At 70.4% G+C, this 25,427-nt stretch carries 21 protein-coding genes; 3 read left to right on the top strand and 18 right to left on the bottom strand.

What is annotated here, in order from left to right; genetic code table 11:
* From AW274_RS11835 to AW274_RS11825, 3 genes are read right to left on the bottom strand one after another with little or no spacing between them, the layout of a single operon-like run.
* Positions 1 to 825, bottom strand: coding sequence for a carbohydrate ABC transporter permease (locus AW274_RS11835; protein ID WP_062431055.1), 825 nt, complete (start codon positions 823 to 825; stop codon positions 1 to 3).
* Positions 822 to 1,706: a carbohydrate ABC transporter permease gene (locus AW274_RS11830; RefSeq protein WP_062431054.1), complete on the bottom strand. Its 885-nt coding sequence runs from the start codon at positions 1,704 to 1,706 to the stop codon at positions 822 to 824. The genes AW274_RS11835 and AW274_RS11830 overlap by 4 nt, the downstream gene beginning before the upstream one ends.
* A gap of 1 nt (position 1,707) precedes the next feature.
* Positions 1,708 to 3,078 (bottom strand): ABC transporter substrate-binding protein, encoded by a 1,371-nt coding sequence (locus AW274_RS11825; RefSeq protein WP_083974049.1) that lies wholly within the window; start codon positions 3,076 to 3,078, stop codon positions 1,708 to 1,710.
* Between the two features lie 107 nt (positions 3,079 to 3,185).
* Here AW274_RS11825 and AW274_RS11820 point away from each other — a divergent pair, with 107 nt between their 5' ends.
* Positions 3,186 to 4,214, top strand: coding sequence for a LacI family DNA-binding transcriptional regulator (locus tag AW274_RS11820; RefSeq protein ID WP_198169139.1), 1,029 nt, complete (start codon positions 3,186 to 3,188; stop codon positions 4,212 to 4,214).
* Here the strand turns inward: AW274_RS11820 and AW274_RS11815 are convergent.
* From AW274_RS11815 to AW274_RS11755, 13 genes are all read right to left on the bottom strand, one after another.
* A complete protein-coding gene (locus tag AW274_RS11815; protein ID WP_062431051.1) occupies positions 4,211 to 4,981 on the bottom strand; it encodes a FadR/GntR family transcriptional regulator in 771 nt (256 codons plus the stop codon). The genes AW274_RS11820 and AW274_RS11815 overlap by 4 nt on opposite strands.
* Positions 4,982 to 5,037: 56 nt before the next feature.
* On the bottom strand, positions 5,038 to 5,895 hold the full coding sequence (locus AW274_RS11810) for an amidohydrolase family protein (RefSeq protein ID WP_062431050.1): 858 nt from the start codon (positions 5,893 to 5,895) through the stop codon (positions 5,038 to 5,040).
* Positions 5,892 to 8,711: a right-handed parallel beta-helix repeat-containing protein gene (locus AW274_RS11805; protein ID WP_157520031.1), complete on the bottom strand. Its 2,820-nt coding sequence runs from the start codon at positions 8,709 to 8,711 to the stop codon at positions 5,892 to 5,894. Before AW274_RS11805 ends, AW274_RS11810 begins: the two co-directional genes overlap by 4 nt.
* A 28-nt stretch (positions 8,712 to 8,739) precedes the next feature.
* Positions 8,740 to 9,891 (bottom strand): mandelate racemase/muconate lactonizing enzyme family protein, encoded by a 1,152-nt coding sequence (locus AW274_RS11800; protein ID WP_062431048.1) that lies wholly within the window; start codon positions 9,889 to 9,891, stop codon positions 8,740 to 8,742.
* Between the two features lies 1 nt (position 9,892).
* Positions 9,893 to 10,714: a carbohydrate ABC transporter permease gene (locus AW274_RS11795; RefSeq protein WP_062431047.1), complete on the bottom strand. Its 822-nt coding sequence runs from the start codon at positions 10,712 to 10,714 to the stop codon at positions 9,893 to 9,895.
* The gene (locus AW274_RS11790; RefSeq protein WP_083974047.1) at positions 10,714 to 11,682 is read right to left on the bottom strand and encodes a carbohydrate ABC transporter permease; all 969 of its coding nucleotides are present in this window, start codon (positions 11,680 to 11,682) and stop codon (positions 10,714 to 10,716) included. Before AW274_RS11790 ends, AW274_RS11795 begins: the two co-directional genes overlap by 1 nt.
* A gap of 4 nt (positions 11,683 to 11,686) precedes the next feature.
* Positions 11,687 to 12,961 (bottom strand): ABC transporter substrate-binding protein, encoded by a 1,275-nt coding sequence (locus AW274_RS11785; RefSeq protein WP_062431046.1) that lies wholly within the window; start codon positions 12,959 to 12,961, stop codon positions 11,687 to 11,689.
* Positions 12,962 to 13,035: 74 nt separating this feature from the next.
* Positions 13,036 to 13,803, bottom strand: a complete 768-nt coding sequence (locus AW274_RS11780; protein ID WP_062431045.1) for a FadR/GntR family transcriptional regulator — start codon at positions 13,801 to 13,803, stop codon at positions 13,036 to 13,038.
* Between the two features lie 93 nt (positions 13,804 to 13,896).
* Positions 13,897 to 16,278, bottom strand: coding sequence for an RICIN domain-containing protein (locus AW274_RS11775; RefSeq protein ID WP_083974045.1), 2,382 nt, complete (start codon positions 16,276 to 16,278; stop codon positions 13,897 to 13,899).
* A gap of 43 nt (positions 16,279 to 16,321) precedes the next feature.
* Positions 16,322 to 17,656 carry an RICIN domain-containing protein gene (locus tag AW274_RS11770; RefSeq protein WP_062431044.1) on the bottom strand — a complete coding sequence of 445 codons (1,335 nt, stop codon included), beginning with the start codon at positions 17,654 to 17,656 and terminating at the stop codon, positions 16,322 to 16,324.
* 491 nt (positions 17,657 to 18,147) lie between these two features.
* The gene (locus tag AW274_RS11765; protein ID WP_062431043.1) at positions 18,148 to 19,602 is read right to left on the bottom strand and encodes an acyl-CoA synthetase; all 1,455 of its coding nucleotides are present in this window, start codon (positions 19,600 to 19,602) and stop codon (positions 18,148 to 18,150) included.
* On the bottom strand, positions 19,595 to 20,893 hold the full coding sequence (locus AW274_RS11760) for an MFS transporter (RefSeq protein WP_062431042.1): 1,299 nt from the start codon (positions 20,891 to 20,893) through the stop codon (positions 19,595 to 19,597). Before AW274_RS11760 ends, AW274_RS11765 begins: the two co-directional genes overlap by 8 nt.
* A 90-nt stretch (positions 20,894 to 20,983) precedes the next feature.
* Entirely contained in the window at positions 20,984 to 21,844 is an 861-nt protein-coding gene (locus tag AW274_RS11755; RefSeq protein WP_062431041.1) for an amidohydrolase family protein, read from the bottom strand.
* A gap of 72 nt (positions 21,845 to 21,916) precedes the next feature.
* Between AW274_RS11755 and AW274_RS11750 the strand changes: the two genes are divergently transcribed.
* Complete coding sequence (locus AW274_RS11750) at positions 21,917 to 22,750, top strand: PaaX family transcriptional regulator (RefSeq protein ID WP_198169138.1); 834 nt, start codon at positions 21,917 to 21,919, stop codon at positions 22,748 to 22,750.
* On the opposite strand, the gene AW274_RS11745 is transcribed toward AW274_RS11750, so the two are convergent.
* Entirely contained in the window at positions 22,740 to 24,083 is a 1,344-nt protein-coding gene (locus AW274_RS11745; protein WP_062431040.1) for an extracellular catalytic domain type 1 short-chain-length polyhydroxyalkanoate depolymerase, read from the bottom strand. The genes AW274_RS11750 and AW274_RS11745 overlap by 11 nt on opposite strands.
* A gap of 193 nt (positions 24,084 to 24,276) precedes the next feature.
* Between AW274_RS11745 and AW274_RS11740 the strand changes: the two genes are divergently transcribed.
* Positions 24,277 to 24,708 (top strand): MarR family winged helix-turn-helix transcriptional regulator, encoded by a 432-nt coding sequence (locus AW274_RS11740; protein WP_232320081.1) that lies wholly within the window; start codon positions 24,277 to 24,279, stop codon positions 24,706 to 24,708.
* Between the two features lie 11 nt (positions 24,709 to 24,719).
* Here the strand turns inward: AW274_RS11740 and AW274_RS11735 are convergent.
* Positions 24,720 to 25,427, bottom strand: a 708-nt coding sequence (locus AW274_RS11735) for an extracellular catalytic domain type 1 short-chain-length polyhydroxyalkanoate depolymerase (protein WP_157520258.1), incomplete at its 5' end; no start/stop codon positions are given.

The raw sequence follows: 25,427 nt of genomic DNA, 5'->3' as shown, positions 1-25,427 counted from the left end.
TCATCCCTTCAACGAGCCCTGGAGGAGGGCCGTCACGAAGCGGCGCTGGAAGATCAGGAACACCAGCAGGGTCGGGGTGAGGATGAGCAGCGAGCCCGCGCACAGCAGCGGGATGTCGGTGCCCCACTGTCCCTGGAACGCCCCGAGCGCGCCCGACATCGTGCGCTGCAACGGGTCGTCGACCAGCACGATCGCCAGCAGGAACTGGTTCCACGTCCAGAGGAACAGCAGGATCGCCAGTGACGAGGTCGCCGGGGCGGCCAGCGGCACGTGCACCTTCCAGAACAGCTGCCAGGTGCCCGCGCCGTCGATGCGGGCGCTCTCCGACAGCTCCTCCGGCATGTTCACGAAGTGGGCCCGCATCCAGAACACCGAGAACGGCATGAACAGGCCGATCAGCGGCAGGATGATGGCCCACCGGGTGTTCAGCACGCCCATGTCGCGCACCAGGTAGTAGAGCGGCGTGATGATGCCCTCGAACGGCAACGTCAGCCCGAGCACGAACGCCACGAAGACGAAGCGCCGCCCGGGGATGCGCAGGTGCCCGATGGCGAACCCGGCCATGGTGGCCACCACCAGCGAGATCGGCACCACCCCGAGCACGATCAGCACGCTCGACTTCAGCAGCTCGGTCATCCGCGCGGCGGTGAACGCGTCGGCGAAGTTGCCCCACTGCGGGTCGTCGGGCCAGTCGAGGCCGAGCGGATAGGTGCCCGACGGGTGCAGCGCGGTGACGAAGAGGCTGACGAACGGCATCAGGGTGAAGGCCATCAGCACCAGCAGCAGCACCCGGCCGGTCAGGGCCTCACGACGAGCGGTTTTCATGATGAGCGGTCCCTGGTGAGCCACTGGATCGGCAGCGCGCACGCGATCACCAGCGCGGTGAGGACCACCGCGAGGGCCGAGGCGAGGCCGACCTCCCGTTCGGAGAAGGCCAGGTAGTAGATCTCCAAGCCGGGCACCATGCTGGCGTTGCCGGGCCCGCCCTGGGTCGAGATGTAGACGATGTCGAAGCTGGCCAGCGCGGCCACGACCGTGACGGTGACACAGACCCCGATCTCCTGCCGCAGGCTGGGCAGGGTGATCGAGAAGAACTCGCGGAAGGCGCCCGCACCGTCGAGGCGGGCGGCTTCGTACAGGGCCGGATCGATCTTGCTCATGCCGGCCAGCAGCAGGAGCGTGCACAGGCCCAGCAGCACCCAGGCCCCGATCACGCCGACCGCCGGCAGCGCGGTGGAGAAGTCGCCGAGCCAGGCCCGGGTGATGCTCTCCAGTCCGATCGCCGACAGCAGCTGGTTCACCAGGCCGGTGGACGACAACAACCAGCTCCAGGTGATGCCCGCCGCGACCAGCGGGATGACCTGCGGCAGGAAGATGACCGTCCGGGCCACCAGCGCGAGGCGGCTGGCCGCGATGCGCCGGATCGTGGCCGCGATGGCCAGCCCGAGCACGACCGGGACCGCGCTGAAGAACACGATCAGCTTGATCGCGTTGAGGATCGCGGCGAACAGGTCGGGATCGGTGAAGACCCGCAGGTAGTTCTGGACCCCGTTCCAGGTGGCCACGCCGATGCCGTCCCACGAGTAGAGGGAGTACTGCACCGTCATGGCCAGCGGCTGGATCACGAACACGACGTAGAACGCGGCCGCCGGCAGCACGAACAACCAGCCGGCCCAGTTCCTGCGCCGCCGCACGGCCGCTTTCACGTCAGCCTCCCTTGACCTGGCTCTGGTAGTCGGCCTGCACGCTCTTCAGCAGGCCGTCGGGCGTCTGCTCGCCGGCCACCAGCTTCTGCAGGTTCGGGGTCCAGCTCTTGGCGTAGATCGCGCCGGTGGCGTTGGCGATGAAGTCCATCGCGCCGTTGTCGGTCGCGATCTGCGCGCCCGCCGCCAGGGTGTTCTCGGTGACGCTGCCCGCCGCGACCGTCGGCATGGGGGCGTCGGCCGGGCCCATCGGGTGGGAGCCGCCGATCTCGACGCCGATCGTGCGCGCCTGGGTGTCGGTGGCGACCCAGTTGAGGAACGCGGCGGCGCAGTCGGCGTTCTTGGCGTTCGCGCCGATGCCGAAGGTCAGCGGGGCCGACATGGCGGCCCGCTTGCCGCCGGCCTGGGCCGGGGGCATCAGGAAGAAGCCGATGTTCCCGGCCATCTGCTTGTCGAGGTTGCCCGACTCCCAGTCGCCGTTGAACATGAACAGGCCGTCGCCCTTGATGAAGCGGCTCATCATGGTCGCGTAGTCGACCGCGTTGACGTCCTTCCAGAAGTAGCCGGCCTTGATCCACTTCTCCAGGTGCTGGGTGGCCTGGAGGTTCGACGGGGTGTCGATGGTCGCGCCCGGCTTCTGGTAGATCCACTCGTTGATCGGCGCCGGCGGGCCGTAGGAGGCCATCAGGTCCTGGAGCGGGAAGGCCAGGCCGCCGGTCGCGCCGCCGTTGAACTGGGCGATCGGGGCCAGGCCCGCGTCCTTGGCCTTGGCCAGGGCGGCGTCGAGGTCGGCGAGCGTCTCGGGCGGGGTGGTCATGCCGATCTGCTCGGCCAGCTTCTTGTTGTAGAAGACGCCCGTCATGGAGAAGTTGAGGCCCATGGCGTAGAGGGAGCCCTCGCCGCGCACGGCGCCGCCGGGGGCCAGCCGCATCTGCTCCAGCTGCGAGGCGGGCCACTGGTCCCAGCCGAACACCTTGGCGTAGTCGTCGAGGTTCTTGAGCAGGTTGTTCTTGACCAGCTCGGAGACCTGGGGCAGGCGCATCAGGTCGGGCGGGTCGTCGGCCAGCACACGCGGCGCGTTCTGGGTGATCACCGCGAACTGGTCTTCGCGGATGTCCCAGGTGACGTTGGGGTGCTGCTTGGCGAACTCGTCGCTGAGGGCCTTCGTGATCGGGAAGCCCGTTTCGTAGTAGGCCTTCAGGGTGATCGGCTCGGTGCCGCAGGTCGGCGCGGCCGACATGGGCGCGGCCGACGTGGCGGCGGCCGTCGGCTGAGCGTTGCCACTGCCCGGCGCGGCGCACGCGGCGGCCAGGCTTCCCCCCAGGATGACCACCATCGCCACGCGGCTCCGGCGGGAGTGAACTCGACGAGACATGGTGCGTCTCCCTTTGCTAAATCGGATTAGCGATGCGATAGTCTCACCGTGCGTGTCCAACCGTGTCAAGGGCCCGTAACTGGGTTGAAATGTTGGAGGTCTCCCCGGTGAGCCGACGTCGGGTCACCTTGGCCGATCTGGCCGAGGCGGCCGGAGTGTCCCGTACGACCGCCTCGCTCGTGATGACGGGCCGGGGCCGTGAGCTGCGCATTTCCCACGATGTCGAGCAGAGGGTACTGCGTGCCGCCGACGAGTTGGGCTATCGCCCGAACGCGGTGTCGGTCGGGCTGCGCACCGGCACCTCACGCACGATCGGCTTCGTCTCCGACACCGTCGCGACGACGCACCTCGCCGGAGACATGATCAAGGGCGCCCTGGAGGCGGCCCGCGAACGCGGCGTGATGTTGTTCATCGGCGAGAGCGAGGGCGATCCCGAGCTGGAGCGCGGCCTGCTGCACGCCATGCAGGACCGCCAGGTCGACGGCATCATCCTGGCCGCCATGTTCACCCGCACGATCGAGGTCCCGAAGGACATCGGCCCGGCCGTGCTGCTCAACGCGCTGCCCCGGCCGGCCTCGGGCCTGCCCTCGATCGTGCCCGACGAGATCGGCGCCGGACGGGCCGCCGCCCGGGTGCTGCTCGACGCCGGGCACCACGACGGGGTCTACATGATCGGCGCCGGGCCGACGCTCAACGACGTGCCCCCCGACAGCGTCGCGGCCGTCGAGCGCCTGATCGGCATCAAGGAGACCGGCCTCCAGATCGCCGGCGGGCGGGTCTGCGTCGACTGGCAACCCGAACACGGCCTGACCGAGACCCGCGCGCTGCTGGCCGAGCACCGCCCCCGGGCGCTGATCTGCCTCAACGACCGGGTGGCCCTGGGCGCCTACCAGGCGCTCGACGAGGCCGGGCTCTCGGTGCCCGGCGACGTCTCCGTCGTGTCGTTCGACGACCACCCGATCGCGTCGTGGATAAGGCCCAAGCTCACGACCGTGGCGCTGCCCCACTACGACCTCGGCCGCAAGGCTGTCGAGGTGCTGTTCGCCCAGATGGCCGGGGAGGTGGAGCCCGGTCAGGTGTTCCGGGTCCCCATGCCCGTGCGGCCCCGGGAGTCGGTCGCCCCCCGGGCCGGCTAGCGGCGCAGGCGCACCGGCTCGCCCGGTCCGCCCCGGCGGACCAGCCACGCCTCGGTGATGTGGGTGAACATCGCCTCGGAGGCGCCTTCGGCGTCGCCGCCGGCGATGCGCTCGTAGACGCGCCGGTGGCCGAGGTTGGAGGCCACACAGAGCGCGCGTTCGGTGCGGCCCGTGTAGCGCGAGGTGTTGATCACCTGGCTCTCCAGCTGCCGCACGACCGCCCGCGCGATCCGGTTGCCGGAGGCCCGCATGATCGTGTCGTGGAAGGCGCGGTCGTAGTCGGCGTAGGCGACCGGGTCGCCGACGAGTTCGTCCATGCGGTCGACCAGGGCGCGCAGGCGTTCGACGATCTCGCCGTCGGCGACGCGCGCGGCCACGTTGGCCATGTCGGACTCCAGCAGCCGCCGCGTGACGACCAGGTCGTCGAGCACGGTGATGCCGTCGTCCTGGGCGATGGTCGCGCCCAGCACGAGTTCGTCGAGCATGTTCCACTCGGTGGGCGCGGTGACGATCGTGCCGCTGCCCTGGCGGACCTGGACCAGCCCCTTCTCCTGCAGGACCTTCACCGCCTCCCGGACCACGGTCCGGCTGACGGAGAACGACTCGCACAACGCCGGCTCGGGCGGCAGCGGGGTGCCGGGGGCGTGGACGCCGCGCACGATGCGGGCGACGAGCTCCCCCGTGAGCGCCTGGGCGAGGTTGGCCGGGCGCTTGGTCCAGTCGGGAGAGGGTCCGGTGCCCGCGGACGCCCTCCGAGATGCCGCCATGTCCCCTCCAGCTGACCCCCACCGCACGTGTGCGACGAGTCTAGACGTCATACGAATCACGCGGTGGACAGGCGGTACACGCGCTCGGCGGTCCCGCTGAAGACCGCCTGCCGATCGGCCTCCGGCAGTCCGGCCAGCAGAGTCCGGACCGTGTCGGTCCACCGGGGCAACGACCCGGCGAGCAGGCAGACGGGCCAGTCGGAGCCGAACATCAGCCGGTCGGGCCCGAACGCGTCGATCGCCACCTCCACATAGGGCCGCAGGGCGGCGGCGTCCCACCGTTCCCGGTCGGCCTCGGTGATGAGGCCCGAGAGCTTGGCGGTCACGTTGGGCTCGGCCGCCAGCCGCCGCAGCAGCGCCTCCCACGACCGCAGCTCCCCCGCCGCGATGGCGGGTTTGGCCAGGTGGTCGAGGACGAAGCCGAGGTGGGGCAGGGCCCGCACGGTCTCGATCGCGGCCGGCAGCTGGTGGGGCGCCACCAGCAGGTCGTAGGTGAGCCCGGCCGAGGCGACGGTCTCGAGACCGGCGCGCACGTCGTCGCGGGACAACCAGGCCGGGTCGGGTTCGGCCTGCACGAGGTGGCGGATGCCGCGCAGCAGCCCGCCGCCGGGCGAGGCGGCCAGCGCGGCCAGCTCCTCCGGCAGGTCGGGCCGGGTCAGGTCGGCCCAGCCGACCACCGCCGCGATCGTCTCCGACTCGGCCGCCGTACGGAGGAACTCCCGCGTCTCCTCCGCGTCGGCCAGGACCTGCACCAGCACCGACCGGCCGATCCCCGCCTCGGCGGCGGTGGCGGCGAAGTCGGCCGGGGTGAAGTCGCGATAGAGGACCTTCATCTCGGGGGAGGTCAGCCAGTCCTGCGGACGGCGGGACAGATCCCACAGATGGTGATGGGCGTCGACGACGGAGTTGCTCATGCCTGCCTCACACTGAAGTCGCTGAAACCGAACCAGCCCGCGCGCGACGCGGCCATCAAGCCCGCGTCCTGCCGGTGGGCGACGCCCCTCAGGTCGGCGGTCGGGCCGACCTTGATCCATGTGGCGCCGCTGCGGGAGTAGTAGCCGCTGACCTGGCCGCCCGAGCGCACCAGCCGCACCCAGACCGGCGCCCCGATGTCCGGCACCGAGCCGGCCGAGTCGAGCCGGCCGTCGCCGTCGGCGTCCCAGCGGAAGCAGACGCCCCCGCCCGGGGTGGCGACCATGGCCGCGTGGCCGCGCGAGCAGCACGAGAGGTCGTCGCGGAGCACGACCCCGGCCTCGGCCCCGGGGTCGGCGCCGTCGAGGTGGGTGACCCGGGCGGTGACGACCGACGAGGGACCGGCCACGCCGTCGCGGTAGACGACGCCGAACTCCTCGCTCCCCGGCGTGCCGGGGGCGCCGATGAGGATGGCGTACCGGGAACCGGCCTCGGCGAAGCGGCTGGACACCGAGCCGCGCGACTTCAGCGACGTGAGCGGGTTGAGCGCGGTCACCGTGAGCGAGCGCACCACCTCCGCCCCGGCCAGGTCGGCCCAGCCCGAGACGACCGCCTTCACCACGGCCGGGCCCACCGGGACCCGGACCGAGGCGGGCGCGGTGACCTTCCAGGTCTCCGTGCCGGACGTCTTGGAGTCGAGCCCGCACCGCGCCGGCCGTCCGGCGCGTTCGGCCAGCCAGCCGTCGGGGACGACCAGCGCGACCGTCACCGCCGACGCCCGGCGTTCGCTCAGGTTGCGCACGGTCACCGTGACGACCGCCGTCTCACCCGCGTCGAGCACGGGGCGGTCGGCCGTCACGGTCACGCCGAAAGGGGGCCGCCCCGGGTCGGCCGGTCCGCGGTGGTCGCCGGAGGGACCCGCCTCGTAGATCACCCGGGCGGCCTCCATGGGGAGGGTCTCGGGCGTGACGGTCACGTTGTCGCGCAGGACGTCGCCCCGCAGGCCGTCGGCGATGCCGGTGACGACCGGGTTGGTGACGTGGTTGCCGGTCAGGGTCAGGTCGCCGGTGCGGTTGCCGTTCGCGATGTTGGCGTGCGCCCACGGCCCGGCCGTGTTCACGAAGACGTTGCCGCGCACGGTCAGGTCGCGCGACGCCTCGTCGAAGTAGATGCCGTACTGGCCGCTGTTCTCGCAGAAGTTCTCCTCGACGACGCCGCCCGGGATCGAGGAGAGGGTGTAGAGGGCGCCGCCGCCGGACATCGTCTGCACCACGTCGCGCACGTGGTTGCCGACGACGTGCACGTCGCGCATCGTCGTCGGGGTGTCGTAGACGGGGCGGTAGGCGTAGAGGCCGCGGGCGAGGTAGTCGGGGCTGCCGCCCGGGTCGTTGGCGCCCCAGCCGTAGCCGAGGGCGATGCCCGAGTAGGGCAGGTCGGCGACCTGGTTGCGGGCGATGGTCAGCCGGGTGACGTAGCTGGCGAAGACGCCGGCGTGGTCGAGGTAGTCGACGGCCGTGGCGACGACGCGGTTGTCGCTGATCACGATGTCGGCGTTGACCATGCGGGGATCGCTCGGGTGGTGGGCGTCCGGGCGCACGCCGCCGACCGTGATGCCGCCCCCGGCGTTGGCGGTGAACGTGCCGCCGCTGACCGTGATCCGGCGCGCGCCCAGCCCGACGCCGGTGGCGTGGGCGTTGGCGTCGTTGCCGATGCCGAGCGCGACCGAGCCGAGGTTGGCGAAGGTGCACCCGGCGAACGCGACGTCTTCCGCCGCCGACACCTGCACGGCCCCGGGCACCTGGAACCAGCCGTCGCGGGACGCCTCGAACCCGGCGCAGCCGACCGCGCACGTGGCGAACGCGTCGGCCGGGCGGTGCGGTTGCGGGCCGGCGATGAAGGCGCCGGTCTGCTGGTTGGCGTAGCCGTCGGAGGACGACGGGCGCAACCACGTGGTGCCGGTGAAGGTCAGGTGCTCGAACCGCAGGTGGCGGGCGGGTTCGTCGTACGTGCCGCCGACCTCCAGCAGCGACTCCAGGCGCGGCAGTTCGACCCGCGCCGTGTCCAGGTCCTGCCCCGGCAGCGGCCAGTAGTAGAGCAGGCCCGCCGCCGGATCCAGGTGCCACTCGCCGGGTTCGGTGAGGAAGCTCCGCGCGTTGACCAGGAAGTACTCGGGGGTGCGCATCGGCGCCTGGAGGGTGTCGTAGCCGTAGGTGTTGTTGTCCCAGGCCGGCTGCCGCATGACGATCTCACCCGGGGTGACCCGCTCGACCGGGGCGAACCGGTTGGTGAACGCCGACGTCGCCTGGAACTCGACCCGCCCCTGGTCGGGCAGGTCGGCCAGCCACGCCAGCCCGGGGTCGTCGAGGGTGAGGCCGGTGGCGGTCAGCGTGACACGCTCACGAGGCAGCGTGATCCGGGCCCGCCGGGCGAGCGCGCCGTCGACGTAGAGCTGGCGGGTGTCGAACCCGGGCTCCACCCGGGCGCGCCGGACGCCCGTCGCCGGGTCGTCGGGCCGCCACCCGGTGACCGGGATCGCGCCGCTGATCACGGGGTCCGCGCCGCGGGCCGCCGTCCAGACCACGGGGTGGCCGTCGCGGCCGGAGTCGGCCGCCTCCAGCCGCAGCGGCTCGGTCAGCCGGTGGACGCCGTCGAGCAGTTCCACCGTCACGTCGAGCTGGCCCTGGGCCAGGGCGGCGCGCACCCGCCGCCGCGCCTCCCCCAGGGTCGCGAGCGGGCGGTTCCGCCTGCCCGGCCCGGCGTCGTCGGCGTTCGCGGCGCCGGTGGGGGCGACGGTGACGACCACGGGTGAGAGAGACACGGCAGATCCTTTCTTTTCCGCGTGGACGTCAGTGCACCCGGGGAGCCAGCAGGTGCAGGCCGGCCAGGCCGGGACGGACCGCGGGGCTGTCGTAGGCGCGGGTGACCGGCCCGGCGGTGATCGCCCTGATCGCGTCCTCGTCGAGGGTGAGGCCCGCCCCCGGCGCGTCGCCGAGGATGAACGCGCCGTCCTCGATGGAGTGGTCGAGCACGAACCCGGTCGGCGGCCGGAGGTCCTGCAACTCGGTGACCAGGTGGTTCGGCACCGACGTGGCGGCGTGCAGCAGGCCGTGGGGGGTAGTGCCGATCGGGCTGACGGGCAGGTCGTAGGCGTGCGCCAGCGCCGCCACCCGCAGGAAGTGGGTGATCCCCCAGACCGCCGCCGTCTGGACGACGTCGACGGTCCCGGCCGTGACCAGCGGCCGGAACTGCTCCAGCCCGGTGAGGTTCTCGCCCGTGGCGACGGCGGCGCGCACGCCCCGGCCGACCGCCCCGAGCCCGTCGGCGTCCCACCGCCGGACGGGCTCCTCGACCCAGGTCAGGTCGAGGGTGCGCTCCAGCTCGGTCACGTGGCGGACCGCCTGCTTGCGCGACCAGACCTCGTTGGCGTCGAGCATCAGCCCCGGCCGGGCGCCGTTCCCCGCCTCGGTGAGCACGTCGCGGACGAGCGTCAGGCGCTCGCGGTCGCGGTCGACGTCGAGGCCGCCCTTGAGCTTGGCCGCGCGCAGGCCGCGTTCGGCGTACTCCTTGTAGAGGCTGACGAGCCCGGCGTCGTCGAGGCCCATGTCCAAACCGGAGGCGTAGGCGGGCACGCGCCGATCGCGCCCGCCCAACAGCCTCCAAAGCGGCTCGCCGGCCGCTTTGGCCTTGATGTCCCACAGGGCGGTGTCGAACGCCCCGATCGTGCCGAACACGGCCCCCGCGTGCCCGGCCTTGAAGACCCGCCGCAGCATGCGGTCGTAGAGCGCCGTCACGCCGCGGGGGTCCTCTCCTTCCAGCGCGGCGAAGATCGAGTCGATCTCCACGTGCGGACCCACGCCGACGCCCGTGATGCCCTCGTCGGTCTCGACGACGACGAGCGGGACCTTGACGACCCCGTCGGCGTAGAGACCGTTGGCGTCCCCGACGGGACGGCCCCAATCATGGACGGTGGTCAACGCGCGATACCCCGAGATGCGCATGTCAGCCCTTCGTGGAACCGGCGGTCACACCGTCGGCGATTTGACGCTGGAGGAACAGATAGACGAGCAGGACGGGTACGGCGGCGATCAGGACCCCGGACGCGAAGGTGGGAATGTTGTCGGTGTACTGGCCCCGCAGGGACGTGACCCCGACCATGAGGGTGCGGTGGTCGGCCGACGGCATCATCAGCAGCGCGATGAGCACGTCGTTCCAGCAGAACAGGGCGTCCAGGATGCCGACCGACAACAACGCCGGCCGGCCGATGGGCACCATGATCCGGCGGTAGACGCCGTAGACCGTGTTGCCGTCGATGCGGGCCGCGTCGACGATCTCCCTGGGCACCGAGCGGTAGTAGCTGGTCATCAGGAAGACGGTGAACGGGAGGAACTGGGCCACGTAAGCGAGGATCAGCCCCGGATAGGTGTCGATGAGGCCGGTGTCGGCCATGACCCGCGAGAGCGGCACCATGATCACCTGGAACGGGATGAACAGCGCGGCCAGGCAGCCGATGAACAGCGCCTTCGACCCCCGGAAGGGCAGCCTGCTCAGCGCGAATCCGGCCATGGAGCCCAGCCAGAGCAGCAGGAACACCGACGCCGCGACCACGAAGAGCGAGTTGGCGAAGTAGCGGGCCATGCCGACGCTGTTCCACGCCGTGGCGATGTTCTCCCAGTGGAGCGACTCGGTCAGCGAGAAGCGGTCGAGCACGTACTCGCGCCGGGTCTTCATGGCCACGTTGGCCGTGAAGATGAGGGGATAGATCGTGGCCAGGGCCAGGATCGCCATCGGAACGGCGACCACCCACTTGGCGACGCGCCGCATCAGTCCTCCCGTCCCGCGCGGCGCAGCACGCTGATCTGCAGCAGGCCCACCACGAGCATGATGAGGAACAGGACCGTGGAGGCCGCCGAGGCGAGCGCGGGCCGGTTCATCTGCCCCTGCTGGATCCAGATGTAGTACTCGGGCAGATAGGTCGAGCCCTCGGGCCCGCCGCTGGTCATCACGTAGAGCAGGCCGAACATCGAGGTCAGCATGCCGATCATCGTCGTGACGAAGACGAACTGGATCGTCTGGCTCAGGCTCGGGATGATCACGTGCCAGATGCTCTGGCGGAGTGAGGCGCCGTCGACGCGGGCCGCATCGAGCAGCGAGGCGTCGAGGGTGGCGAAGCCGGCGAGGAACACCACCAGGGCCATGCCGAACGTCGCCCAGATCTGCACCCCGACGACGGCGAACTTCGCCACGCCCGGGTCGCCCAGCCAGTCGACCGGGCCCAGGCCGATCGTGCCGAGGAGCTCGTTCAGCGGGCCGTCGAAGGAGAGCATCAGGTTGAAGATGGCCCCGACGATCACCGGCGACAACACGGCGGGAAAGAAGTAGACGCTGCGGAAGAACCGGTGGCCCGGCACCTTCAGGTAGATGAACGTCGCCAGCAGTCCCGGGATCGCGACCGCGACCGGCAGGAGCAGCACCAGCAGCCCCACGTTCGCGAGCGCCGTCTGGAACAGCGGGTCGTCGAGCAGCTCCAGGTAGTTGGCGAGGCCGACCGCGGTGCCGTTGGCGTCGCCGTCTCCGGTGAAGGAGAAGTTGACGCCCAGCGCGAGCGGGTAGAGCCGCAGCGCCACGATGATCAGCACCGCCGGAGCGATCAGCACATACGGCGCGAAGCGTTCGGAGCGCCCCCTGCGGCGGGCCGCGCCGTGGCGGGCCCGCTCCCTCTTCGTGCCTCCCTCGACGGCCCGCCCGGATTCCTCCGGGCGGACCGCCGGCGAGGTGTTCCTCGTCGGCACCGGCTCAGTTCTCCTGGTCGGAGGCGGCCAGTTCCTCCACCGCCTCGTCGACGGTGGCCGAGCCGCTCAGCAGCTTCTGCGACAGCCGGCCCATCAGGTCGATGGTCTTGGAGTCCATCGCGACGTGCAGCGCCGGCTTGCCCGCCTTGAGCTGCGCCACGATCTCGCCGACGACGGGGGCGTCCTGCGGCGCGGAGATGGTGGTGTCGGACGCGATCGCGCCCGCCTCGGCGGAGAACGACGACAGGGCGTCGGTGGTGGTCAGCGAACGGACCAGGTCGGCCGCGGCCTTGGGGTCCTTCGTCCACTTGGCCACCGCGTAGCCGATGCCGCCGTCGTAGGGCAGGCTCGGCATGGCGCCGTCGGTGACGGTCGGGGCGAGCATGATGCCGACCTTGTCGGGGCCGATGAACTCGCCGAAGTCCTTCCAGTGACCGATGTCGGACATCAGGCCGATGATGTGGGCGGCCTTGCCGGTGTTGAACACCGAGAAGATGTCGGTGAACATCGCCGTGGAGTTGGCGCCCTCGTTGTTGAGCTTCTTGTCCCCGGTCTCCTTGAACATCTCGAAGATCTTCTTGACGTTGGGGGACTTCCAGTCGCGCTTGCCGGCGATCCAGTCGTCGTACTCGGCCGGCGTCAGGACGCCCGAGCCCATACCGGAAAGCCAGAACTGCGGCCCGATGCCCTCCTTGTTGCCGAGGGCGAAGCAGGCGGCGCCGGTCGCCTTCTTGAGCTTGTCGCAGTTGGCGAGGAACTCGTCCCACGTCGTGGCGGGGGCGGCGATGCCGGCCTTCTCGTAGAGGGCCTTGTTGTAGTAGATCGGGTGGCCCTGGAGGGTCACCGGGGCGCCGTAGGTCTTGCCGTCCTTGGCGAAGGCCTCCCAGCCGGCCAGGCGCGACTTGTCCTCGGCGACGTACTCGTCGAGGGGCAGGAGCGAGTCGGCCCGGTCGCGGATCTGGCCGCCGCCGTTGAAGAGCATGACGTCGGGGCCGGTCTTGGTCTGCATCGCCGCGCCGAGCAGCGTGTAGTACTGCTCGAACGGCTGGGGCACGAACTCGACGGTGACGTTCGGGTGCTTCTTGGCGAAGTCGGCCTTCGCCTTCTCGATGTATGTCTTGGCGTACGGCTCACCGGACTTCCAGTCCCAGACCACGAGCTTGCTCGCGGGGGCCGCGGCGGCCGATCCGGTCGGCGTGGACTCCTGACGCGTCGCACTGCCGCATGCGGCCACAGTCAGCGCTAGGACCACGACGCCCGGCCAAAGGGTTCGCTTCATCGCTGTTCACTCTCCCGGCGGCGGCCGGTCGGCCCGGCCGCTCATGTGAACCGGAACGTAATTCGTATGACGTCTTACGTCAATACTTCCTGGGTCGCCGAGAAGATCCGTTGCTGAATCTCTGTCCGGTAGTCCTCGAGAGTGGCGTCGATGTGGGCGGCGGCGGCCTCGGCCGCGGCCTCGGCGTCGCCGATCCGGATCGCCTGGTAGATCGCCTCGTGCTCCTCGACCGCCTTGGCCGCGTGGCCGCCGACCGACCCGCTCATGCCGATCAGGCTCGACTGCGCCTGGAGCCGCCGCGCCTCCCTGACGGACACCTGGAGGAACATGTTGTGCGAGGCGGTCGCGATGGCCGTGTGGAAGGCGTCGTCGCCCTCGTTGAACAGGTCTTGGCGCTCCGTTTCGAACCCATGCCGGCAGACGCCCGCGGCCTTCTCGATCTCACGCAGCTCCGCGGGCGTGGCCCGGCGCGCGGCCAGGCGGCTGGTCTCCATCTCCTGGGTACGCCGGAACTCGAACAACATGTAGACGTGGTCGAGGTCGGCCGGCAGGAAGAACGGCGCCCACCGGCCGCTGCCGAGCATGCCCTCGTCGTCGGCCACGTAGAGGCCCCGGCCCTTGTGGGCCCGCACCCGGCCCAGGGCGGAAAGGATCTTCACCGCCTCGCGGACCACCGTGCGGCTGGTGCCCAGCCGCTGCGCCAGGTCTATCTCCGTGGGCATGCGGTCACCCGGCCGCAGCCGCAACCGGCTGATCAGCTCCAGTACCTGTTCCGCCGCCACCTCGTATCCGGGCCGGTAGGGGCCCGCCGCCCGTTCTGAGCCGTTCGTCTGCTCTGCCACACCCCCAAGAGTACGACTGATGGACCTCACCATGAGGCCGCACATCTCACGCCAGAGGGGGGCCGGACGCCGAGACCGGCCCCCCGGCCCTGATCAGCCCCGGAGGGTCCAGCGCTGGTTGGTGCCACCGTGGCAGGCCCACAGATGCAGCCGGGTGCCGTTGGCCGTGGCGTTGCCGGACGCGTCCAGGCACAACCCCGACTGGACGCTCGTGATGCTGCCGTTGGCGTTGACGGTCCACCGCTGGTTGGCCTGGCCGTTGCAGTCCCAGATCACCACCGGGGTCCCGTTGGCGGTGCCCTGGCCCGAAGCGTCGAGGCACTTGTTCCCGAACACCGTGAACTGGCCCGACGACGTCCGCGACCACCGCTGGGTGGACACCCCGGAGCAGTCCCAGATGTGCGTCGGCGAACCGTTGGCGTTGCTGTTGTTCTGCACGTCGACGCACCGGTTCGACTGGGCGCCCACGATCTCCACGGTCGTCGGGGTGGTGGTGCCGCCCTGCGGTCCGGCCGCGTTGATCACGGCCTGCGCACCCGAGGGCCACTGGCCGTTGCTGACCACGGTGTTGTTGTTGACGACGTTGCCCCGGTCACCGTTGGTCACGTTGGTGGAACTGCTGCTGGTCCAGTTCCCGGTGACCGTCCAGTTGCCCATGTTCTCGCCGCCCCAGTAGTTGGCGGTGGCCCAGACCCCGATGGAGGAGAACACGTTGTTGCGGACCGTGTAGTACTTGGACCCCTCGTCGAAGTAGACGCCGAAGTGCCCGTTGGTGCGCAGGCAGTGGTTGTCGCTGATGACCGCGCCCGGGTTCCACGACAGCGTGTAGATGCAGCCGCCGTCGTTCATCTGCTGCATCACGTCGTGGACGTAGTTGCCGATGAGCCGGTTGTTCGCGGCCGTCGTCGGGGTCGTGTAGCGGGGCTGGTAGTTGTACAGGCCCCGGTTGGCGTACTGGGTGTTGCCGCCGGTGTCGTTGGCGCCCCAGCCGTAGCCGATCGACATGCCGGTGTAGGGCATGTTGTAGACCTCGTTGTACGACACCGTCGCGTCGTTGACGTAGGTGGTCAGCACCGACACGATGCCCCGGTAGTCGAGCCCCAGGTCGTGGATGCGGTTGTTGCTGACCGTGATGTAGCGGTTGACCATGCGCTGGTCGCTGGGGTGGTGGGCGTCGGCCCTGACCCCGCCGACCACGACGCCGCCGGCCGAGCTGCGGGCGATCTCCGACCGGGTGATCGTGATGTTGCTGGCCGCCAGGCCGACCCCGCTGGTGGTCGCGTTGGCGTCGTTGCCGATGCCGATCGCGGTCTGCCCGAGGTTGACGAACTGGGAGTCGGTGAAGGTGACGTTGTCGGCGGCCGAGATCTGCACGGCGGCCGGCATCTGGTTCCAGTTCGGCCGGGCCGCCTCGAACTGCGTGCAGCCGTTGTGGCAGGTCGAGAAGCCGGGCCAGTTCCAGTTGCCGTAGATGTAGGAACCGGTCTGCTGGTCGACGAAGCCCTGGTTGCTGCTCGGCCCGAGCCACGTCGTGCCGGTGAAGGTGATGCCGGAGAACGTGATGTGGTGGGCGGGCGCCGACAGGGTGCCGCCGACCGACACGAGCGACTGCAGCACCGGCATCTCGACGCTGAGGCTGCTCATGTTCTGGCCGGAGGCCGGGATGTAGTAGAGCACCCCGGTGCCGGTGTTCAGGTACCACTCGTTGGCGGCGTCGAGGAACTCGTAGGCGTTGGTGAGGTAGAGCGGCCCGGCCCGGTGCGGCTGGGTGAAGGTGTCGTAGCCGAAGTTGTTGTTGTTCCAGGCCGGCTGCTGCATGGTGATCTGGCCGCCGCTGATGCTCTGCACCGGGGAGTAGCGGTCGGTGAACGACCCGACGCTCTCCATCTCGACCCGGCTCTGGTTCGCCAGGTTGTTGAGATAGCTCAGGGCGCCGCTGGTGAACCGCATGCCGGTGCTGCTCGCGGTGAAGTCGGCCCGGTTGACCTGGGTGCGCGCCCGGATCGCGGCCGCGCCGTTGACGTAGAGTTGGCGGGTGTCGACGCCGGTGCCGACGCTGGCCCGCCAGATGTTCTTGGCGGAGTCGGCGAGCGTCCAGCCGGTGACGGCGCGGGCGCCGGTGATCACCGGGCGGGCGCCCGAGGCGGCCTGCCAGCGCACGGTGTAGCCGTTGTTGCCCGAGTCGGCGGCCGTCAGCCGCAGCGGGGAGGTCAGCCGGTAGGTGCCCGCGGCCAGTTCGACCACGACGTCACCCGACATGCCGGCGCTCAGCGACCGGACCGCCGACTGGGCCGCCGAGATCGAGCACGGCTGCGCCGAGGTGCAGGCCGTGCCCGACCCGGAGGCCGAGGCGTAGAGGGTCGTGGTCGCCGCGGCGGCCGGGGAGACCGCCGCCACGGTGACCGCGACGGTCAGCCCGAGCGCGGTCGCCGCGGCCGACAGCCGCCTTCTCAGGGTGGAGGGAAATGGGAGCATCGATCCTTCTTCGGGGGGAGCGTTCGGCGGGGAGGCGCCGCTGTTACGTGCGGGTCCACTTCTGGTTGGTGCCGCCGTGGCAGGCCCAGATGTGCACCCGGGAGCCGTTGGCCGTGCCGTAGTTCGACACGTCGAGGCACTTGTTGGCGCCGATGGCGGTGATGCTGCCGTCGGAGTTCAGTCGCCACTTCTGGTTGTTCTGGCCGTTGCAGTCCCAGATGAGGACCGCGGTGCCGTCGGCGGTGCCCGCGCCGCTCACGTCGAGGCACTTGCCGCCGTAGACGCGCAGCTCACCGGCCGAGGTGGTGGTCCACTGCTGGTTGCTCTGCCCGTTGCAGTCCCACAGCTGGACGGTCGCGCCGTTGGCCTGGGAGGCGCCGCTGACGTCGAGGCAGCGGCCCGAGGCGACCCCGCGCAGCGGAGCCGTCGCACCCGGGGACACCGTGGGCGTGGGGGTGGGCGTCGGCGAGGGGTTCGGCCCGCTGCCGAACTGGGAGAAGAACTTCCACACCTCGCCCTTGGTCCAGGTCGTCACACCGCTCTCGCCGTAGGTCCCGTCGACCGGGCCGGGCATGTGCCCGTTGTCGAAGGCGGCCCACACGACCGGGTAGCCGGATCGGCAGCCGGAGTAGGTCGTGAGCGTGTGGGAGCGGCTGCCCTGGCTGGGCTCCGGCGGGTTCTGCGCGGTGCAGCCGTTGTTCCGGACGAACCGGTCGCGCAGCGAGCGTCCCTGGGAGATGTTCAGCACGTTGTCGGTGATGCCGTGCAGCCCCATGTACGCGATGGGCTGCGAACCGCCGTCACACCCGCTGAGCTGTGCGCCGGCGAAGACGGCGACCGCGCGGAAGACCGTCGCCCGCGAGCAGGCCAGGGAGTAGCTCATGCCGCCGCCGTAGCTGAAGCCGGTGGCGAAGCGCTGGGTGGTGTCGACGCACAGGTCGCCCTCGATGCGCGAGATCATGTCGTCGACGAAGCGCACGTCCTCGCCGCCGGAGTTGGCCCAGCCGTTGCCCAGGCCCTGCGGCGCGACCAGGATCGCGCTGTTGTTCGACTGCTCCTGCTGCCCGTAGTAGGACCACGCGGTCCCGCTGGTGCCGCCGGAGGAGACGTCGTTCATGGTGCCGCCCCGCCAGTGGAAGGCGAAGATCAGCCGGTACTGCCGGTTGTTGTCGTAGCCGTCGGGCACCCTCAGGATGAACTGGCGGCTCTTGCCGCCGCTCGTGATGGTGTACGAACCGCTGCGCAGCGTCGGCGTCTTGCCGCACCCTGCGGTCGCGGCGGCGCCGGCCGGCGACGTCAGCGCCGTCACGCCCGTCGCCAGCACCAGCCCGAGGGCCGCCACGACGGCTGCGAAGATCGATCTGTGCCTTGGCGTCATGCGACTTCCTCTGTGGTCAGGTAGGAAAGATGAGGTCGCTCTGGATCGGCTTCAGGGCAGGCGGGCATGGCCGGTGCGACCGGCGTGCCGTCCAGGAAAGATGGAGCGGCCCAGCTGGTGAACGGAGTGGCACCACCGCAGACCAGCGCGGGCCGCCATGACATCTGTGTGGCGCATATCGGTCTGATCAGGAGTGTGGGAGAGCGAAGAGCCTGCTCACCGGGTGACTCCTCATCGGCGACCGCTGCGGAGGGATGCGGCGTCCATCCTCAGACGATGCGCACTTCACCGACATGTGAACGCTAACAAGCGCACATGTCGCCATGGCTCCTTTCGTTCTGTGAATCCACCCTGACAGGTCTTGCGTAGCAAACAACAGTCGACAGGGCACCGTCAAGAGTATGAAACATCCACATAATTTGAGGGGCGCGTCGGATGCGGCCGGGCCCTGCGCTTTCGGGCCGCCGCGAGATCACGGCCTGCTGAAACCTTCATCTGGGGAGGTCGAGCGCGCGGAGCACCGGTTTGCGGATTTTTCCGGAGCCCGTCTTGGGCAGGGCCTCGACCACATCGAAATACACCGGAACCTTGTACTTCGCCAGCCGTTCGCGCAAGAATCCGGTCAGTTCCCCGGCGGTCGTCTCGGCGCCCGCCACGAGCACGAGGAAGGCGCGGCCCACCTCACCCCATCGGGGATCGGGCACCCCGACCACGGCGGCCTCCGCCACCGCCGGATGGGTGAAGAGCACCGCCTCGACCTCGGCCGGATAGACGTTCTCGCCCCCGGAGATGTACATGTCCTTGACCCGGTCGACGATGGTGAGATGGCCCTCGTCGTCCATGACCCCGACGTCGCCGGAGTGGAACCAGCCGTCGTCGGTCAGCGCGGCGGCGGTCGCCTCGGGGTCGCCCCAGTAGCCGGGGGTCACGTTCGGCCCCTGGATGAGCACCTCCCCCGGCGTGCCGGGCGGCGCGTCGACGCGCACGTCGGCGAAGAAGACCGGCACCCCGGCCGAGCCGGCCCGGCGTTCGCTGTCGGCCGCCTCCAGGAAGGTCGCGCCCGGCGCGGTCTCGGTCAGGCCGTAACCCTGGCAGAACACCAGGCCGCGTTCCTGGTAGGCCCGGATCAGCGCCACCGGGATCGGCGCCCCGCCCGACATGAGGGTGCGCAGCGACGACAGGTCGGCGTCGGCCCAGCGGGGCGAGCGGGCGAAGTCGGCGAACATGGTGGTCACGCCGAACATCCACGTGACGCCGTGCTCCTCGATGAGGTCGTAGCAGCGGTCGGCGTTCCACGACGGCATGATCACCGAGGTGCCGCCCTTGAGGAAGGTCGGCAGGAGGGTCTGGTTCAGGGCCGCGACGTGGAAGAGCGGCGCGCTGATCAGCGTCACCTCGGTGCTCGTCAGGTCGACCCCGATCATCATGTTGACGCAGTTCCACACCAGGTTGGCGTGGGTGAGCATGGCGCCCTTCGGGCTGCCGGTGGTGCCCGAGGTGTAGAGGATCAGCGCCACCTCGCCGGGCGCGACCGGCACGTCGATCGGGGCGGGGTCGCCGGCCGCGATCCACGACTCGACCGTGCCGAGGTCCACGGCCGGCACGTCCGGTTCCGCCAGGGCGTACGCCGGGTCGTACACGAGAAGGGACGCGCCCGAGTCGCGCAGCATGTAGGCGATCTCGGGCGCGGCCAGCCGGAAGTTCAGCGGGACGAACACCCCGCCGAGCAGGTGGGTGGCGAACATGACCTCGGCCAGCGCGATGTGGTTGGGGCCGAGGTAGGCGACCCGGTCCCCCGGCCGGACGTCCAGCCGGGAGGCCAGGCGGGTGGTCCTCTCGTGGAACTCCGCGTAGGTCACCCGGCGGCCGGACTGCACGAAGGCGGTCCGGCCGGGGCTCATCCGGGCACGGCGGGCGGGCCAGCCGCCGAGCCCGGCGTTACGCATCGGTGGTGGCGAGGTCTCGGGTGCTGGTCTCCCGCAGCGCCAGGACGCAGACCACCGTCACCGCGCAGCAGACGGCGATGACGATGGAGATCGCCATCGTGCCGCCGCCGCCCGAGGAGGCGTCGAGCTGGGCGAACAGCAGCGGTCCGAGCCCGGCGCCGAGCCCGGCGATCTGGTAGCCGAGCGAGGCGCCCGTGTACCGGTTCCTGGTGGGGAACAACTCGGCGTAGAGGGCCGCGAGGGGGCCGTACATCAGCGGGTGGATGATCGCCTGGCCGAGCACCAGCGCCAGGGTGAGCACCACGACGCTGCCGGAGTTCACCATCGGGAACAGCACGAAGGCGAAGACCGCCATGAGCACCGCGCCGACGAGCACCACCGGCCGCCGGCCCGTCCGGTCCGAAAGCGCCGACCAGGCGATGATGCTCACCACCGCCAGCGCCGACGAGAGGGTCAGGCCGTTGAGCACGTCCTGGCGTTCGAAGCCGGTCCGCACCCCGTAGGCGATCAGGTAGGTGGTGAGCGTGCCCTGCGCCACGAAGGCCGACAGGCCGACGCCCACGCCGAGCAGCAGGGTCCGGGGGTGGTCCCGGAGCACCTCCAGCAGCGGCATGCGGGTGGTGCGCTCGGCCGCCGCGAACACCGGGGTCTCCTCGACGCGCAGCCGGACGAACAGGCCGACCGCCAGCAGCAGGATGCTCAGCAGGAACGGCACCCGCCAGCCCCAGCTGAGGAACGCCTGCTCGTCGAGGAGGGCGGCGGTGCCGGTGAGCGCGCCGGTCGAGAGCACCATGCCGAACGGTGCGCCCGCGTTGGTGAAGCTCGCCCACAGGCCGCGCCTGCTGGTGGCGTGCTCGGCCGACATCAGCACGGCCCCGCCCCACTCGCCGCCGATCGCCAGGCCCTGCACGATCCGCAGCGCGACCAGCAGAACGGGCGCGAGCACGCCGATCTGGTCGTAGGTCGGCAGCAGGCCGATGAGGAAGCTCGCCAGACCCATCAGGGTCATGGTGAGCACCAGCATGCGTTTGCGGCCGAGCCGGTCGCCGAAGTGACCGAAGATCACCCCGCCCAGGGGGCGGGCGAGATAGCCCGTGGCGAAGGTGCCGAAGCTGGCGACCGTCGCCGTGAGCGGGTCGAGGGTGGAGAAGAAGACCTTCCCGAAGACCACCGCCGAGGCGGTGGCGTACAGCAGGAAGTCGTAGTACTCGATGACGCTGCCCAGGAAGCTGGAGGCTACCGCGCGGCGGAGCTGAACCTGGCTTCGGGGTAAGACCGACGGATCCGACATGACAAGCTCCTCGATCAGGGAGTGAGCCGCTGCGCCTGCTTGCCCGGAATTTAGGCACATTCGTGACGGACGTCAATCCTTTGCCCAGTATCAACTCAGACCGAGCAGCCGGGCCGCGTTCTCCTTGAGGATCTTCGGCCGGACCTCGGGCTTGATGTCGAGCTTGTCGAAGTCGGCGAGCCACCGGTCGGGCGTGATCATCGGGTAGTCGGAGCCGAACAGCACCTTGTCCTTGAGCAGCGTGTTGGCGTACCGGACGAGGATCGGCGGGAAGTACTTCGGCGACCAGCCCGACAGGTCGATGTAGACGTGCGGCTTGTGCGTGGCGACCGCCAGCGCCTCGTCCTGCCAGGGGAACGACGGATGGGCCAGGATGATCCGCAACTCCGGGAAGTCGACGGCGACGTCGTCGACCAGCATCGGGTTGGAGTACTTCAGCCGGATCCCGCCGCCGCCGGGCAGGCCCGCGCCGATGCCGGTCTGGCCCGTGTGGAACAGCGCCGGCACGCCCAGCTCCTCGATCGCCTCGTAGAGCGGGTAGGCCGCCCGGTCGTCGGGCGCCATGCCCTGCACGCTCGGGTGGAACTTGAAGCCGCGCACCCCGTAGTCGGCCACCAGCCGGCGGGCCTCCCGCACCCCCGCCCTGCCCTTCCACGGGTCGACGCTGGCGAACGGGATCAGCACGTCGGCGTGGGCGGCGCAACTCTCCGCGACCTCCTCGTTGGAGATGCGCGGATGCCCGGTGGCGTGCTCGGCGTCGACCGTGAACACCACGGCGGCCATGCGGCGCTCGCGGTAGTGGGCGGCCATCTCGGGGATGGTCGGCCGGGCGCCCTCCTTGAAGTACTTCGCCGAGGCGGCGTTCAGGTCGTCGCTCAGTGAGGCGTGCCCGTCGGCGGAGACCTCGGCGTGCGTGTGGACGTCGATCGCGACGAGTTCGCCGACGTTCATGGGACCTCCTTGGGCACAAATCTGACTTTCGTCAATTATGTGCCTGACATCTGGCCCGTCTACGCTTTCGCTGTGACCATCGGCGGCGACGACGAACCGGCCGCGCCCTCCGCGCGCCCCCAATCCCTGATCTTCAGCTTCCTCGGCGTCTACGCCCTCGACCGCGGCACCGCCATCTCCTCGGGCAGCGTCATCGAGGTGTTCGCCCGCCTCGGCGTCTCCGAGGAGGCCGTGCGCTCGACGCTCGCCCGGATGGTCAAGCGCAACCTGCTGGTCCGCCACCGGCTGGGCCGGCGGGTCTACCTCGGGCTCACCGCCCACGCCGAGACGGTGCTGCGCGACGGCCGCCGCCGCGTCTGGGAGACCGGCGCGGTCAACCGCGACTGGGACGGCACCTGGACGGTCGTCGGCTTCTCGTTGCCCGACAGCCGCCGCAGCACCCGCCACGACCTGCGCTCCCGCCTCGTCTGGGCCGGGTTCGGGCCGTTGCAGAGCGGCCTGTGGATCACCCCGGGCACCAAGGACGTCGCCGGCGTGCTCGACGGCCTCGACGTCGACGACCACGTCACGGTGCTGACCGCCCGCGCCTACACCCCGACCGAGGCCGCCGACCTGGTCGCCAAGGCCTTCGACATCGAGCAGATCGCCCGGCGCTACCGCGCCTTCCTGGCCCGCTGGGACGGGCCCGACCCGCTGCCCGACGCCCCCGACGACCTGGTCAGGCAGCTCCTGCTGCACACCGACTGGCTGCAGCTCGTCCGGCAGGACCCCCACCTGCCGGCCGAGCACCTCCCCGACGACTGGCCGGCCATCCGGGCGGAGCAGCTCTTCCACGCGCGCGCGGAGGAGTACGAGCGCCCCGCCCGGACGGTCGCCGACGGCGTCCTGGACGAACTCATCCCATGACGCAGGCCGTGCCGTTGAGCGTGAACCCCGACGGGTTCGTGTTACTGCCGCTGTAGGTGCCCTGCACGCCGAAGCCGGCGCGGCCCTGCGGCGCGATCGTGCCGTTGTAGTTGACGTTGCGGGCGGTGACCTGCGTGCCCGACTGCGTCACGGTGGCGTTCCAGGCGTTGGTGACCCGCTGGTTCCCGGCCCACGACCAGGTCACGGTCCAGCCGTTGACGGCCGTGCTCCCGGTGTTGGTGAGGGTGACCTCGGCGGTGAACCCGTTGTTCCACGTGTTCGGCACGTAGGTGACCCGGCAGCCGGAACCGGGGTTCGGCGACGGCGACGGGCTGGGACTCGGGCTCGGCGACGGGCTGGGGGACGGACTCGGCGACGGCGACGGGCTGGGCGACGGCGACGGGCTCGGCGCGCTGGTCAGGCCGAAGAACTGGATCGCCGCGGCGGCCATGCCGCCGCTCGGCAGGCTGTGCCCCGCCCCCTGGATGCTGTACGCCTCCACCTTCACCGCGCCGGACGAGTCGGCGTAGCGGCGGCGGTTCCAGTTGGCCTGCGGGGTGTCACTGCTGGTGGGCGTCTGGCTCAGCCCGAACACGTTCGTCCACTGGTCGATCGCCTGCTGGTGGGTGGCGTAGAAGACCAGGTTGTCGTTGGTGCCGTGCCAGAGCTGGACCTTCGGCCGCTGGCCGGTGAAGCCCGGGTAGGCGTTCCTGACCAGGTCGCCCCACTGCTGCGGCGTCTTGTTGATGCGCCCGGAGGCGCAGTCGCTGACCCCCGGCGACGGCACGTAGTCGGCCTCGTTCGGGAAGCACGCGAACGGCACCCCCATGAACGCCGCACCCGCCTTGAACACGTCGGGGTAGTTGCCGAGCATGATGTTGGTCTCCATGCCGCCGGCCGAGCTGCCGGTGACGAAGATCCGGTTGGCGTCGCCGTTGTGGCGCTGCCGGGTGTAGTTGACCATCGACAACAACGAGACGGGGTCGCTGCCGCCGTTGCGCGTCTGCGAGGCCGACGACCACGAGTCGAAGCAGTTGCCCTTCTTCGACGCCGACGGGTAGATGACGATGAAGCCGTACTGGTCGGCGAGCGAGCGGAACTCCGAACCCGAGAAGAACCCCGGCCCGGAACCTCCGCATCCGTGCATCGCGAGCACGATCGCCGGGCTGGGACGCACGTTGTCGGGCACGTACAGGTGCATGCGCAGGTTGCCGGGGTTGCTGCCGAAGCCGGTCACTTCGGTCAGCGTCGCGGCGGCCGCTGGTTGTCCGGCCGCCAGGATCGTGGCGGCGTACACCACTCCGGCGGCGACGACGGCGGTCAATCGCTTCATCGGCCCTCCTCTGGTCGACGTCCTGACGGAGCCGGTATACGAGCGGCACGGAAGCGCGGTCAAGCTTCGCCCGTACGCGATCACGACCGGTCGATCATGGGAAAGCGCTGCTCATGCTGGTCATCGGGCCAATGCATATCAAGTAGCTTGATATACAGGGCCGGAAACTTACATCGCCCGTTATGGTCATGCGGTGAACCCGCCCAGGCTGAGTTATCTGGTCTACCGGCTGGAGCGCCGCATCCGCGCCCGGCTCGACGAGGCCCTCGCGTTCCACGGCGTCACGACGACCGAATACATGGCGCTCGGGGAACTGCGCGTACGCGACGGCCTGTCCTCGGCCGAACTGGCCCGGATCGCCTTCGTCACGCCGCAGGCGATGAATCTGGTGGTCCGCGACCTGGAGAGACGCGGTCTCATCCACCGAACTGCCCACCCCGACGGCGGGCGGATCCTGCGCGTCCACCTGTCCCGGCAGGGCCGGACGGCGCTGCGCAAATGCGACCGCGCGCTCGACGGCATCGAGGACGACATGCTCGCCGACCTCGACGACGTCACGCGGGTCACGCTGCTGGAGGCGCTCACGCGGTGCACCCGGGCCCTGCACCCGCCCGGGGCTGGGTGACCTCCCGAGAATCACCCAGACCCGTCGAGTCCGAAGAACCCGATGGCGCGCGCGGCCATGCCCGGATGGGGCAGGTCGTGCCCCGCCCCCTCGACCGGGTGGCCCTCGACCTGGCCCGCGCCGTAGAGGCCGGCGAACTGGTCGACCGTCTGCTGCAACAGGGCGACGTCGAGCACGTCGTCCTCGGTTCCGTGCCAGGCCATCAGGCGGGGCGCGGGGCCGGTGTAGCCGGGGAACGCGTCGCGGGCCCGGTCGCCGCGTCCCGGCGGTCCGAACCAGCCGTAGGGCACCCCGGCGAAGGAGACCCCGGCCCGGAACACGTCGGGGTGGGTGACGAGCAGGTTGACCGTCTGCATCGCGCCCGAGGAGAACCCGGTGGCGAACACCCGCGCCGCGTCGCCGTCATGGCGCCGCACCACGTGGTCGACCATCGACACGATGGAGCCGGGGTCGCTGCCGCCGCCGTGGCGGAGCGCCTCCTCCGACCAGACGTCGAAGCAGTTCGACAGGTCGTCCTTGGCGCTCTTGGCGCCCTGCGGGTAGATCACGACGAAGCCGTGCCGGTCGGCCAGGGACCGGAACTCCGTCTGCTCGAAGAACTCCGCCGCCCCGCCGTTGCAGCCGTGCATCGCCACCAGGACGCCTGGTCGCGGGGTCGCGGTGCGGGGGACGTACAGGTGCATCTCGATGTCGCCCGGGTTGCTCCCGAAGTCAGCGAT

This window comes from Herbidospora daliensis, from assembly GCF_001570585.1.
GTDB classification, from domain to species: Bacteria; Actinomycetota; Actinomycetes; order Streptosporangiales; family Streptosporangiaceae; genus Herbidospora; species Herbidospora daliensis.
Note: the sequence above shows the minus strand (reverse complement) of the source record. Positions and strands in the feature narration are given on the sequence as shown.